Origin of the sequence: Xanthomonas hydrangeae, from assembly GCF_032697525.1 — a bacterium.
GTDB lineage: Bacteria > Pseudomonadota > Gammaproteobacteria > Xanthomonadales > Xanthomonadaceae > Xanthomonas > Xanthomonas hydrangeae.
The window spans coordinates 2,816,208-2,829,391 of sequence record NZ_CP103836.1; the positions used below are offsets into that span (position 1 = coordinate 2,816,208).

Below are 13,184 nucleotides of genomic sequence, written 5' to 3' on the forward strand. Positions count from 1 at the left end.
TTGCACGCTGGCAACCGACCATCGATGACTGCCCCCGCAGCGCGAGCGCGGTGGGGCGGGGTGTTGCCGATCAGACAGCCGGTTCGGCGTGACGCTGGTGTTCTGCCTCTTCGATGCGCTTGAACAAGGCCAATGCCTGGCCGATCACTTGATCCATGTTGTAGTACTTGTAGGTGCCCAGCCGCCCGAGGAAGGTGACATTGGGCGTCTCGGCCGCCAGACGCTCGTAGCGCCGGTACAGCGCGGCATTCTCCGCACGTGGAATCGGATAATACGGGTCGCCGTCGGCCGATGGGTACTCGTGGGTGAGGCTGGTCTTGGGATGTTGCTGGCCGGTCAGATGCTTGTACTCGGTGATGCGCGTGTAGGCCACACCTTCGGCCGGGTAGTTGACCGTGGCCACCGCCTGAAAGTGTTCCTGATCCACGGTGCTGTGTTCGAACTTGAGCGAGCGATACGGCAGCTTGCCGTAGCAATAGTCGAAGTATTCGTCCACCGGCCCGCTGTAGACCAGTTGGTCGTAGTCCAGCTCGTCGCGGATCTCGCGGTAATCGGTATTGAGCATCACCTTGATGTTGGGGTGATCGAGCATGCGTTCGAACATGCGGGTGTAGCCGTGCAGCGGCATCTGCTGGAAGGTGTCGGTGAAGTAACGGTCGTCGTCATTGGTGCGGGTGGGCACACGCGAGGTCACCGACTTGTCCAGCTGTGACGGATCCAGACCCCATTGCTTGCGCGTGTAGCCGCGGAAGAAGGTCTCGTACAATTCGCGGCCCACCTGGTTGATCACAACGTCTTCGCTGGTCTGGATATCGGCCACCGGTTCGGCGCGGCTGGCCAGAAATGCAGCGGCGTCTTGTTCGGTTGCAAGCTGCAAACCGTAGAGCCGGTTCAAGGTGGTCATGTTGATCGGGATCGGCACCTGCTGCTCGCCTACCTGCGCCAGCACACGATGCGCGTACGGCCGCCATTGGGTGAAGTTGGACAGATAATCCACGATGCGCTGCGCATTGGTGTGGAAGATGTGCGGGCCGTAGCGATGGATCAGCACACCGGCGTCATCGTGGAAGTCATAGGCGTTACCGCCGATATGCGGGCGGCGGTCCACCACCAGTACGCGCTTGCCCAGGCCTGCGGCCAGGCGCTCGGCCAGTACGCTGCCGGCAAATCCCGCACCGATGATCAGGTAATCGAATCCGCGCCGGGTACCGCCGAGGGTGCGCGTGCTCGCCAGCGGAACGCTGCCCGAAGGTGTCATTGCTTCCACGTGAGTTTCTCCTTCATCAAGTCATAGGTGTGGTCCCAGGACATATCGCCCAGCACCTGGTCAGCGGTTTCCAGCAGCTGCTCACGGTCGGCGCCGTCGCGTAGCGCGGCCTCGCACGCGGCAACGAATGCATCGGGCGTGTCGGCAATGCGCACCACGCCGGTGTCGCCATAGGTGCGCACCACATCGTGGATCGGCGTGGAGACCACCGGGCAGCCGCCAGCCAGATATTCGGGCGTCTTGGTCGGGCTGATGAAGCGGGTGGAGGCATTCATCGCAAACGGCATCAACGCCACCTCCCATCCGGATAGATAGCCGGGCAACTGGTCGTAGCTCTTGCCACCCAGGTAATGGATATTGTCGGCTTGCGGCAACTCGGCCGGGTCGATCTTGACCACCGGGCCGATCATCACCCACTGCCAGTGCGGGCGTTGCGCGGCGATGCTGCGCAATAGCTCCACGTCGAAGCGTTCGTCGATCACGCCATAAAAACCCAGGCGCGGATGCGCGATGTCGGCTTGATCGGCAGGCTCCTGCTGGGGCGCGCGTGCCGCAGCGAAATGCGCCACCTCCACACTGCTGGGAAAGGCATGTGCGTTTGCGTGCAGCGCGCGTTTTGCTTCCCAGATGCTGTAGCCACCGGTGAACACCACATCGGCGCGCTGCAATAGTTCGCGTTCGCGCTGTACCAGTTCGGGCGGCGCACCGCGAAATGCCGACAGCTCGTCCATGCAGTCGTACACGATCACGCGCGGGTGCAGATGCGCGCTGAAGCTCTGGCTCATCGGTGTGTAGTACCACAGCACCAGATCGTCCACACCGAGTTCGGCCAGATAGCCATCCAGCAACTGGCGTTGGATCTGCACGGCGGCCTCGCCTTCGCAACCGGTCGGCAGGCGGGGCACCAGCACATGCAGGCCGCCCGCTTCGCCACGCACCTGCAGCCACGGCTCGGGTTCGTCGCAGGCGATGGGCTCCTCCCAGAACAGCAGATTGAAATCATGCGCAAAGCGCGACATCAGATGCTGTGGGCGCTGATACACAAAACTCCAGCGCAGATGCGACAAGCACAACAGCGTGGGTCGCGATGGGTCGAATTGCGGGGTGTTGTCGGATGCGACGGCGCGGCGGGTGTTGCCGATGTCGTAGTGAAACTGACCAGCCCAGCTCATGGAATGCCCTCAATCTAAAAGGAAAGAATCAGCGCGCGTCACGCGCGCGAGAGACGGTCTGCAGCCAGCAGGGTGCGAGCGGACTCGTTGCGGCGGCGTCCCTCTGTCGTAGGCAACAAGCGACGTGACGGTAGGACCAGCTCGCGCGCAAGCTCACGCTCGGGCACGGTGGCCGGGGTGCGCGGTCTGGTCAGGCGCGAGGTCGCATAGCCGTCCGGATGCAGTTGCTGCCAACGCCAGGTATCGCGACACATGCGGTCCAGGTCGTATTCGGCCTTCCAGCCCAAGAGCCGATTGGCCAGCGTGGCGTTCGCGTAATACACCGCCACATCGCCATCGCGGCGCGGTGCAATGCTCAACGGAATGCGGCAGCCACTGGCACGCTCGAATGCGGCAGCCACCTCGCGCACGCTGTGGCCGCGTCCGCTGCCCAGGTTCACCACCAGTCCCTTGCGTTCGCGCTGCAGGTAGTCGATGGCATCCACATGCGCGCGCGCCAGATCCATCACGTGCAGATAGTCGCGCACCCCGGTGCCGTCGGCGGTGGGGTAATCATCGCCGAACACCTGCAGTGCAGCGCGGCGGCCGACGGCCACCTGCGCGATATAGGGCATCAGGTTGTTCGGCACGCCGCGCGGATCTTCGCCCAGATACCCACTGGGATGCGCGCCCACCGGGTTGAAGTAACGCAGCAGCGCAGCATTGAATTCGGGCCACGCGATGCTCAGATCACCGATCATTTCTTCCATCATCAACTTGGTGCGGCCGTAGGGATTGATCGCCTTCAACGGTGCGCTTTCCTCGATCGGGCTGATGTTTTCATCGCCATACACGGTGGCCGAGGAGCTGAATACCAGGTTGGACACTTCGGCGGTGCGCATCGCACGCAACAGCGCCAGCGTGCCGGTCACGTTGTTGTTGAAATACAGCAACGGCTCGCGCACCGATTCGCCAACGGCCTTGAGTGCGGCAAAATGCAGTACGGCATCGATGCGCTTGCTGCTCAGCAACTCAGCGAGCTCTGGTGCGCGCACATCCATGCGATGAAACTCCGGTCGAGCTCCCATCAGATACTGCAGATGGTCGAGCACGCGCTCGGATGAATTGCTCAAATTATCGACAATGCACACGTCGTGCCCACGTCGTGCCAGTTCCATGCAGGTATGTGAGCCGATATAACCGGTGCCGCCGGTGACCAAAATTCTCATTGATTGCCTGCCTTGTGGAGGGCGCTGAGGCGCCGGCTTACCCAGGACGCGGATCACCACCGCGCACGTTTGCCTGCGTGTTGGGTGATGTCATCGCGCCGACAGCGTGCTGATGAGCAGCCACGCATTGGGCGGCAGCCAGGTCTGGGCGAGCAGAGACTGCATGCATCACGGTCCAACACGATCTACGGTAGGTGGCAGAACGTGAGAACAGGCGCAGGGGTAGGTGTGTGCCACGCGAGTGAGGCGTTGACTAGTTACTCACCGGCGCTGTGTGTTTTTTAGTCGCGCACACTGGGTGCCAGGAGTGGCTGGCAAAAATCATTTCCCGGCGATTCATTGCTGAGCTTAGGAGTTGGGTCTTCAGTGAGGAGCGGCCGATCTGCGGTTTGGCTGCAGGGCCCTTGCCCGCCCACCATCGCAGGACACGCCGCAAGTACGTCCGTGTAGGCTCTTACGCGGCATCCATGCCGCGTAAGGTCCCGCGACGGAGGGCGGGCAAGGACCAGTCGAGTTGATCGGTACGCATGTTTTTAACAAAGCAGCCAGCGACCTGTCTGGTGCGATGTCCTCGCTGTGCTCTTGATGCTGTTATTTTGCTGCAGGGTCCTTGCCCGCCCACCATCGCAGGACACGCCGCAAGTACGTCCGTGTAGGCTCTCACGCGGCATTCATGCCGCGTAAGGTCCCGCGATGGTGGGCGGGCAAGGACCATCGAAGATGGTCGGTGTGCGTGGTTGCAAGCAGTGCATTACGTGCGTTGTTCGGATAACAGAGGCGCATTCGATCAGCTTCGCAACGCAAGGCTGTCAACAGACAGCTTTCAACAAAGCAACCTGCAAACTTGCTGGTGCGGTGTCCTTGCCGCTCGCGGGACCATGTGGCGGCATGGATGCCGCCACTGAGTCTCCATGGACGGATTCACGGCGTGTCCCGTGAGCGGCAAGGGCACCGCGCGCTCGGCCAACCAAGCCTTTGATCGAATCTAGAATGCACATGCAGCACGCTGCTGCACACAAAAAAACCCGCGTTGCTGTGAGAGCAACGCGGGTTTGGCGACAACGTGGAGCGGGCTACAGCGTGACGGCGCCACCGGCAATGGTCAGCAACGTGCCTGAGGTGTAACTGGCAGTGTCGGCCGCCAGCATCACGTAGGCCGACGCCAGCTCGACCGGCTGGCCGGGCCGTCCCATCGGGGTCTGGCTGCCGAAGTTTTCCACCGAGTCTTCGTCCATGCCTGCAGGAATGAACGGTGTCCAGATCGGGCCGGGCAGCACCGCATTGACGCGGATGTGCTTGTCGGCCAGCACGCCGGCCAGGCCAATGGTGAGGTTGGCCAACGCGCCCTTGGTGGCGGCATAGGGAAGAATATTCGGCGTGGGTTTCTTGGACTGCACCGAGGCGGTATTGATGATGGAGCCACCGTCCTTCATCAACGGCACCGACAGCTGCACCAGATGAAACACCGCATGCACATTGGTGTCGAAGGTCTTGCGCCATTCTTCCAGCGTAATGTCTTCGAAATTCTCGAAATACTTCTGGTAGCCGGCGTTGTTGACCAAAATGTCCAATCCGCCGAAGGCGCTGTTGACCTGTTCGATCAATGCTGCGGCCTGGTGCGGGTCGCTGATATCGCAGCCGACCAGTAGCGCCTTGACGCCGGCCTTTTCGATCAGCGCCCCGATTCTGGCCGCGTCCTCCTGCTCGTCGGGCAGATACGCGATGGCCACGTCGGCGCCTTCGCGTGCATAGGCAATCGCCACGGCAGCGCCAATGCCACTGTCGCCACCGGTGATCAGCGCGCGCTTGCCTGTCAGCTGCCCATGACCGACATAGCTGTCTTCGCCATGGTCCGGGCGTGGATCCATCTTCTCGGTCCGGCCGGGGAAGCCCTGCTGCTGCGGCTTGAACGGCGGGCGTGGGTAATTGGGAACGGGCATGTGGGTCTCCTGACGGTGTGGATCACTACGAAGTGAGTGTCAGTGTGGTCATGCAGACGTAAACGTCCGGGCTAGACGATGTCGCCGGCATGTGTGTTGCGCTTGGCGCGTTCACGTTGTCAGCAAGCACGCCAGCCGACCTCACGGTGGGCAGTGCGCGCAGGCTTCATGCGCTTTTGCCGATCACGCTCGATACTGCGCGCATCGTCTGGAGTTACGCATGTTCTTTCGTCGCAATGGGTTGTCGTTGTGTCTGCTTGCGCTGACGCTGCTCTTCATCGGCTGCCAGATCTATGCCGGCCTGCATGCCTATAACGCGGAGTTGACAGAGCAGGGCCAGCCAACGCTACTGCTGGCCGCGTATCTGCACAGCGCGCATTTCGTCTCGGCCTTGTTCGAGAACTGGGAAAGCGAGTTCCTGCAGATGGGCATGTATGTGCTGCTGACCGTCAAGCTGCGCCAGGTGGGCTCGGCAGAGTCGCGTCCGCTCGATCCTGCTGAAGAAAACGCCGAGATCAAGCCGGGCCAGACGCCGTGGCCGGTGCGTGCCGGTGGGCTGTGGCTGCGCGTGTATGAGCACTCGTTGGCGCTGGCATTTGGCGCGCTGTTCCTGATGAGTTTTGTCCTGCATCTGCTTGGCAGCTGGCGGCTTGCGTTGCTGGAGCGCACACAAAAAGGGTTGCCGCCGATCAGCATCCTCGACCATTTCACCGACGCCGGGTTCTGGTTCGAATCGATGCAGAACTGGCAGAGCGAATTCCTGGCGGTATTTGCGCTGGTGGTGTTGACCATCTGGCTACGGCAGAAGGACTCGCCGCAGTCCAAACCGGTGGCGGCACCGTATTCGCAGACCGGTGGCTGAGCATGTTCGGATCAGGCGTACTTGGCGCGCTCGGCGGGGCCATCTGCGCAATCACTTCACACGGCGACGCAGGTTTGTTCACCAGCTTGCAATGCCCGCCAGCCTAGCGTGCTGGCACGACAATCAGGCAGGAGAACCGCGATGGCTAGCGAACCGAAGAAGCCGTGGGGTCCGGACGATGATCAGAGCAAGCCGTTCACGCCGCAAGAGCAGCGCAACGAGAATGCCGAACGAAAGGTGCACGACATGCCCGACGAAGACCGCGACGTCAACAAGGCGGATCCGGAGCACGACTACGAACGCCCGGATGGGTCGGAAAAACGCTGAGCCCATCCGCGATGCGATACCGATGAAGGCGCCCGCAGTTGCGGGCGCTTCTACTTTCAACAGCCACACAGGACGCGGGGTTGAGCAATCTGTACACACGCTCTCCACGATGAGTGCGTAGGCTGTGGATAGCACATCGAACCCGACCGGCCCCGCTGGAACGGTTCGCCCAACGCCTCGCATGGCGCTGGCCCAGGTCAGCACCAGCTGACGCCTAGATTGCGATGTAACAGCGCAAGCGAGCTGATCCAGTGGCTCATCGATGATGGCATCCGCCTCTGACTGGCGTGGCAGCCGTCGCAAAACCTTGCACTTCGTGGCGTTTTGGCACTTCCGCTGCGGCGACCGAGCCCAACCGTGACGCTTGGCACTGGCGTAACCAGGATTTGCCGTGCGTACTTCGGTCAGAATCGGCACGGCGGGCTCGACATTGGGGAAATAGCTACGCTCATCCCTGATGGTGATGACACCGGTGTGCCACTCGACGTGGTGAGAGACGCTTTTTCGCGTCGTCGTCACAATTCTCAACTGAACATGTATCAGCACTTTGCGGACAGAAGCGCCCATGGACCGTCTTTCCTGCGCCATCATCGACGACGACGTGGAGTTCTGCGATCAGGTGGTGGAGTTAGCCACCGATAGCGGCTTCCGGGCCAAGGGCATGCACACCCTTGGCGAAGCCAGCCGTTGGCTGGACAGCAATTTCCCCGATCTACTGGTCGTGGACGTTGGCCTGCCCGACGGCAGCGGTTTCGATCTCATCGAACGGCTCGATCCGGATCACTCGCCACAGATCGTGGTGGTGTCGGGCGATTACGCCCATGAAACCCAGGGCCGCGCACAGCAGTTCGGGGTCAGCGAGTTCCTGACCAAGCCATTCGCGCCGGAACGCCTGGAGCGTGTGCTCGGCGGTCTGCGTGAAGCGCAGCAGGGCAACCTGGGCATCGTCGGCAACAGCGACAGCATCGTGCTGTTGCGCAAGGACATCGTGCGCGTGGCGCCAACCGACTTGAACGTGCTGGTGACCGGCGAGACCGGTACCGGCAAGGATCTGGTCGCGCGCGCCATCCATCGTGTCTCCGGTCGTCGCGGTCGCTTTGTGCCGGTCAACTGCGGCGCAATCCCGGAAGAGCTGCTGGCAAGCCAGCTGTTCGGTCACGAGCGCGGCAGCTTCACCGGCGCCGATCGTCGGCATGCCGGATTTCTGGAGCAGGCTGCCGACGGCACGCTGTTTCTGGATGAAATCGGCGAAATGCCCAAGCGCCTGCAGGTGTATCTGCTGCGGGCGATCGAATCGCGCAGCTTCATGCGCGTGGGCGGCAACGAAGAGATTCCGCTCGATGCGCGCGTGGTCGCTGCCACCCACCAGCATGTGCAGCGCGAGCAAGCGGTGCTGCGCGAGGATCTGTTCTACCGGCTCAACGAATATCCGATCCCGGTGCCGCCACTGCGCGAACGGCGGGGCGATGCGCGGCTGTTGGGCTTGCGTGTGATCGACGAACTCAATGTCAAATACGGCACGCGCAAGTTGCCGACCAAGTCATTGCTGCGCTATCTGGCATATCACACCTGGCCGGGCAACGTGCGCGAGCTGCGCTCGTTCATCCGTTATCTGTATCTACGCTCCGATGGCGACCTGTTGAGTGCGCCGGATGTGGAGCAGACCGTGCCGCAGGCCGACGAGAACGGATTGTTGATTCCCGCAGGCTGGACCATGCGCCAGGCCGAAGACGCGATGATCGAGGCAGCATTGGCACGCACCCGCTTCAACAAGAAGGCCGCCGCACGCGAGTTGGGCATCAGTGTGCGCACCTTGCACAACCGGCTCAGCGACAAGGACGCGTAGTGGCCGATGCATCCGATGGACAGCGGCGTGAGCTGCTGCACCAATTGCGCAACCGCCTCAACGTAATGGGATTTGCGCTGTATGCGTTGCGCAACGAGGCCTCCAAGCCACTGGAGACCTTGCGCAGCGCACATCAGTCAGCGGTGGAGCTGCTCAATCAGCTCGGCGAAGAAGAGCGCGCCCGGCAGCAGATAAAAGACACCCATGCCGACACTTCCGATCGGTGACGGGTTGTCGGTGAGATCCGATCAGAGGATGATCAATAATGCTCGGCCGGTTGAGCCTGGTCGCTCAGCAACGTGGTGATCGCGCGCGGGTTGTACGGCTTCATGCAGTACGACAGATGCGCAAAGCGCGCCGGCAGCGTGTAGCGGTCATAACCGGAACAGAATGAGAACGGGACCCCGCGCTCCAGCAATGCATCGGCCACCGGAAACACCGGCTGGCCGCGCACATTGACGTCGAGCAACGCACCGTCTATCTCTTCGCCCGAGGTCACCAGCGAAAGCGCGTCGGATACATTGCCCACCGGTCCGACCACGCGGACACCGGCTTCGATCAGCAAGTCGTTGAGCGATTGGGCGAGCAGATAATCGTCCTCGACCACAAGAATGCGGCGGCCGTGCAGCGCTGTGTTGGACATAAGAACTCCGGAACTAAAATGCGGTCTGACGACGCACGCATCGTGCGCGCACCCCGCGTTAATAACGCGCGTAAGCAAGCGCTTCAAAGAGCGATCTCTTCAACGTTCAGGGACATATGGCCGCGCGCGTAGATGTCTACCTTGCTTTACCTCATGATCAACGAGGATGGTTCCGTCCCGCACCGACGATGTGATGTCTGTTATGACCAACAACCCTGCTGCCCAGGAAGACGCGGTGCCCGATGCTCCAGCGCAGGCGCCCTTGTTCGTTCTCGGGATAGGCGCAGCGGGGCTCGATGCTGCCCGCCTGGCCGAATTGCTGGAGACAGTGGCGGGGGCATCCAATCTGGCCATCATGCTGTTGCTGCGCGATCGCCAGCTGCTGGACGAGGACCTGCTGCGCGAACTGCTTGGCGATCAGGCCAGTCTACTGCTGGTGCCCAATGACGGCGACCAACTGCAGCCGGGGCACTTCTATCTGCCGCACAGCGACACGCTGGTGACGTTGGAAGAAAACCGCGTGCGTCTGCGCGCGCTGCTGGAAGGCGAAAGCGATCATGGTGTGATCGACACCTTCTTCGTATCGATGGCGCACGACCAGGACGGCAACGTGATCGGTCTGATCATGGGCCGCTTCGATGGTGACGGCACGCTGGGCACTGCAGCGATCAAGGAATGCGGTGGGCTTGCGCTGGTGGTGGACGATCCTGCGTTGCAGGCGCTGGATCTGCGCAGCGCAAGCAACGCGGCCGCAATCAGCGACGACATTCTGCCGCTGCCAGCTGTGGCCGCGCGTATCGCCGCACACATGCAGCGCCATCACGGACTCGGTCATGCCGCCCCAACTGGCGTGCGCACTGGCAGCGAGAACGATCAACTGAGCCAGGTGGCGGGCATCTTGCGTAACACCACCGGGCACGATTTCCATGGTTACAAACGCGCCACGTTCCTGCGCCGTGTGCAACGGCGCATGCAGGTCGTGCAGGTGGATACGCTGGAACACTATCTGGATGCGCTGCGCAATCGCTTCGACGAACCGCTGCAGCTGTTCAACGATCTGCTGATCGGTGTGACCCAGTTCTTTCGCGACCGCCGCGAGTTCGAGTTCCTGGAGCAGCAGGTGATTCCACGCCTGTTTCAGGGCAAGCACGTGGGCGACAGCCTGCGCGTGTGGGTGCTGGGCTGCTCCACCGGGGAAGAAGCGTATTCGTTGGCGATGCTGCTGCGTGAGCACGCCGAAACGCTGGATTCCCCACCCCGCATCCAGATCTTTGCCAGCGATATCGATGGACGTGCGCTGGCGGCGGCACGGGTGGGGCGGTATAGCTCGAGTATCGTTGGCGAGGTTGCGCCGGCGCGCCTGCGGCGTTGGTTTGTCAAGGAAGGCGATACCTATGTGGTGAGCAAGGAACTGCGTGAGTTGTGCGTGTTTTCCCAGCACAGTATCGTCAAGGACCCGCCATTCTCGCGGCTGGACCTGGTGTCGTGCCGCAATCTGCTGATCTACCTGGATGCTGAGCTGCAGAACCGGGTGATCCCGATCTTTCATTTCGCGCTACGGCCGGGTGGGTACCTGTTCCTGGGGAATGCCGAAAACGTCTCGCGCCACGCAAAGTTGTTCGTGCCGGTGGAACGCAGTTTCCGCGTCTTTCAGCGTATCGATGCCGAGAACAACGTGCATGCCACCTTTCCCAACATGCCGCTTGCCGCAGCGGGCAGGGTGCCTGCACCGCCGCAGCGGCAGCGCACCTCTAGCGATGCCTTGGTGCGTGCCGGCGAGCGCATCGCCGATCGGTACGCGCCGGCATATGCGGTGCTGGACGAGCATTTCGATGTGCTGCATTTCTCCGCGCAGGCCGGGCGTTTCATTCGTCCCGGCAGTGGTGCGCCCAGCCTCAACCTGCTCAACCTGATCCATCGCGATCTGCGCCTGGATCTACGCAGTGCGCTGAGCCGCGCCGAATCGGACCAGTCGCCTGTGCATGTCAACGGCATCCAGGTGCATGAGGACAACTCGACCTGGGCGGTGGATCTGTTCGTGGAGCCGACCTCTTCCTCGGAGGTGCCGCGCGGGTATGTGGTGCTGTTTCAGGAAGTGGAAGCGCGCGAACCGGTGGAGCTGCCCACGCCACGCGACACTGCCTCCACCGATGCGCAGATGCAGGTGCTGGAAAACGAGTTGCGCATCACCCGTGAGCGGCTGCAGTCGATGATTGAGGAGCTGGAGAGCACCAACGAAGAACTCAAGTCCTCCAACGAGGAATACCAGTCGCTCAACGAAGAGATGCAGAGCGCCAACGAGGAACTGGAAACTTCCAAGGAAGAGCTGCAGTCGGTCAACGAAGAAGTCACCACGGTCAACGGTGAGCTGGCCCACCGCGTACAGGAACTTGCGCAGACCAACAGCGATCTGAAGAACCTGCTGGAAAGCACCCAGATCGCCACGGTGTTTTTGGATAACGAATTGCGCGTCACCAACTTCACTCCTGCAGTCACCGATATCCTGCCGTTGGTGGAAAGCGATATCCATCGGCCGATCAGCAATATCAAGCTGCACGTAGACTACGACGAACTGCAGGAAGACGTGCACCGGGTCATCCGCACGCTGGCGGTGTTCGATCGTGAGGTGGAAAACCCCACCACCCACGCACGCTACATGGTGCGTGTGCTGCCGTATCGCACCGTGCACAACTTCATCGGTGGCGCGGTGCTCACGTTCATGGACGTGACCCCGCTGACACTGGCCGAGCAGGCCTTGCGCAGCAGCGAGCAACGCCTGCGCACTCTGATGGAAGGAATTCCGCAGTTGGTGTGGCGCTCGCTCGATGGGGGGCACTGGACCTGGTCCAGCCCGCAGTGGTCGCGCTATACCGGGCAAAGCGATGCCGACGGCCTGGAACTGGGCTGGCTGCAGGCAGTGCATCCGGACGAACGCGCGCTGACAATGGTTGCCTGGCACGACAGCCGGCACACCGGTGAACTGGATGTGGAGCATCGCCTGTACAACGCTGCCGAGCAGAGTTATCGCTGGTTTCATACCCGTGGCTCGCCGGTGCGCGACGAGCGCGGCCAGGTCGTGGAATGGCTGGGCACGTCCACCGAATCAGACAATTTACGTCGCCTGCAGGAAGAGCAGCGCGTGCTGGTGAGCGAGTTGCAGCACCGCACCCGCAACCTGATCACGGTGGTGCAATCGGTAGCCAGGCAGACCGTGCAGACCAGCCAGAGCATGCCGGAGTTCATCGGCAAGTTCGACGACCGGTTATCGGCCCTGTCGCGCGTGCAAGGCCTGTTGTCGCAGTCGGATGCGATGCCGACCACCATCGGTACGCTGCTGCACATGGAACTGGATGCGCTCGGTGCCGAGCCGGATCAGCGGCGCATCCTGGTCGAAGGCCCGGATGTGGCGTTGCGCAAATCCACCGTGCAGACACTGGCGCTGGCATTGCACGAATTGGCCACCAACGCACTCAAGCATGGCGCGCTTGCGGTGGAGACCGGCACCTTGTCGATCCGCTGGGATGTGGTGTCCGGCGAGAACACCCCCGCGCGGCTGGTGCTGCATTGGGTCGAGGAAGGCGCAGTTAAAAAATTGCGTCACGACCGCGATGAGGCAAGTGGGTTCGGCCGTCGCCTGATCGAAAAAGCCTTGCCTTACAGCCACGGCGCGCAGACGCGTTACGAGCTCAGCGATACGCGACTGGAATGCGAAATCCAGCTGCCGCTCAATTCGATGCACGGGTGAGATGCATCGCACACGGTCTAAGAGCGGCTAACAAAACGTAGCGAGCTCCGTCGCGTTGCACTGCAACTGCATGCAGACCTGCATGCAAACGTACCCGTCACGGAAAAAATTGCGCACCAGTGCACATCTTGCGACCTGTTAGATCGTCGCTAAAAAGAGTGTGCAGTTGAATTC

At 61.8% G+C, this 13,184-nt stretch carries 10 protein-coding genes; 5 read left to right on the top strand and 5 right to left on the bottom strand.

The genetic code is table 11. The features are described 5' to 3' along the window. Positions 1–70: 70 nt before the first annotated feature. The 4 genes from glf to NYR97_RS11885 all read right to left on the bottom strand — a co-directional run bounded on the left by glf (position 71) and on the right by NYR97_RS11885 (position 5,587). Complete coding sequence (glf, locus tag NYR97_RS11870; protein WP_316693245.1) at positions 71–1,258, bottom strand: UDP-galactopyranose mutase; 1,188 nt, start codon at positions 1,256–1,258, stop codon at positions 71–73. After that, positions 1,255–2,439 (bottom strand): glycosyltransferase family 1 protein, encoded by a 1,185-nt coding sequence (locus NYR97_RS11875; protein WP_316693247.1) that lies wholly within the window; start codon positions 2,437–2,439, stop codon positions 1,255–1,257. The genes glf and NYR97_RS11875 overlap by 4 nt, the downstream gene beginning before the upstream one ends. A gap of 38 nt (positions 2,440–2,477) precedes the next feature. After that, positions 2,478–3,647 (bottom strand): UDP-glucose 4-epimerase GalE, encoded by a 1,170-nt coding sequence (galE, locus tag NYR97_RS11880; RefSeq protein ID WP_316693249.1) that lies wholly within the window; start codon positions 3,645–3,647, stop codon positions 2,478–2,480. A gap of 1,073 nt (positions 3,648–4,720) precedes the next feature. Then, entirely contained in the window at positions 4,721–5,587 is an 867-nt protein-coding gene (locus tag NYR97_RS11885; protein WP_316693251.1) for an SDR family oxidoreductase, read from the bottom strand. A gap of 220 nt (positions 5,588–5,807) precedes the next feature. On the opposite strand from NYR97_RS11885, the gene NYR97_RS11890 reads away from it, so the two are divergent. From NYR97_RS11890 to NYR97_RS11905, 4 genes are all read left to right on the top strand, one after another. Next, positions 5,808–6,449: a DUF6766 family protein gene (locus NYR97_RS11890; RefSeq protein WP_316693253.1), complete on the top strand. Its 642-nt coding sequence runs from the start codon at positions 5,808–5,810 to the stop codon at positions 6,447–6,449. 141 nt (positions 6,450–6,590) lie between these two features. Beyond that, the gene (locus NYR97_RS11895; RefSeq protein WP_168957250.1) at positions 6,591–6,776 is read left to right on the top strand and encodes a hypothetical protein; all 186 of its coding nucleotides are present in this window, start codon (positions 6,591–6,593) and stop codon (positions 6,774–6,776) included. Positions 6,777–7,341: 565 nt separating this feature from the next. Beyond that, positions 7,342–8,622 carry a sigma-54-dependent transcriptional regulator gene (locus tag NYR97_RS11900; RefSeq protein WP_046933196.1) on the top strand — a complete coding sequence of 427 codons (1,281 nt, stop codon included), beginning with the start codon at positions 7,342–7,344 and terminating at the stop codon, positions 8,620–8,622. Then, complete coding sequence (locus tag NYR97_RS11905) at positions 8,622–8,849, top strand: hypothetical protein (protein ID WP_316693263.1); 228 nt, start codon at positions 8,622–8,624, stop codon at positions 8,847–8,849. Before NYR97_RS11900 ends, NYR97_RS11905 begins: the two co-directional genes overlap by 1 nt. Before the next feature lie 32 nt (positions 8,850–8,881). Here the strand turns inward: NYR97_RS11905 and NYR97_RS11910 are convergent, their stop codons facing one another. Beyond that, positions 8,882–9,265: a response regulator gene (locus NYR97_RS11910; protein WP_168957247.1), complete on the bottom strand. Its 384-nt coding sequence runs from the start codon at positions 9,263–9,265 to the stop codon at positions 8,882–8,884. 202 nt (positions 9,266–9,467) lie between these two features. On the opposite strand from NYR97_RS11910, the gene NYR97_RS11915 reads away from it, so the two are divergent. Beyond that, positions 9,468–13,010, top strand: coding sequence for a CheR family methyltransferase (locus tag NYR97_RS11915; protein ID WP_316698193.1), 3,543 nt, complete (start codon positions 9,468–9,470; stop codon positions 13,008–13,010). The last annotated feature ends 174 nt before the right edge of the window (positions 13,011–13,184 follow it).

Bases quoted from the DNA above. Each gene is read 5' to 3' on its own strand.
- glf (WP_316693245.1), bottom strand. From the start codon at position 1,258: ATGACACCTTCGGGCAGCGTTCCGCTGGCGAGCACGCGCACCCTCGGC.
- NYR97_RS11875 (WP_316693247.1), bottom strand. From the start codon at position 2,439: ATGAGCTGGGCTGGTCAGTTTCACTACGACATCGGCAACACCCGCCGC.
- NYR97_RS11885 (WP_316693251.1), bottom strand. From the start codon at position 5,587: ATGCCCGTTCCCAATTACCCACGCCCGCCGTTCAAGCCGCAGCAGCAG.
- NYR97_RS11895 (WP_168957250.1), top strand. From the start codon at position 6,591: ATGGCTAGCGAACCGAAGAAGCCGTGGGGTCCGGACGATGATCAGAGC.
- NYR97_RS11890 (WP_316693253.1), top strand. From the start codon at position 5,808: ATGTTCTTTCGTCGCAATGGGTTGTCGTTGTGTCTGCTTGCGCTGACG.
- galE (WP_316693249.1), bottom strand. From the start codon at position 3,647: ATGAGAATTTTGGTCACCGGCGGCACCGGTTATATCGGCTCACATACC.
- NYR97_RS11910 (WP_168957247.1), bottom strand. From the start codon at position 9,265: ATGTCCAACACAGCGCTGCACGGCCGCCGCATTCTTGTGGTCGAGGAC.
- NYR97_RS11900 (WP_046933196.1), top strand. From the start codon at position 7,342: ATGGACCGTCTTTCCTGCGCCATCATCGACGACGACGTGGAGTTCTGC.
- NYR97_RS11915 (WP_316698193.1), top strand. From the start codon at position 9,468: ATGACCAACAACCCTGCTGCCCAGGAAGACGCGGTGCCCGATGCTCCA.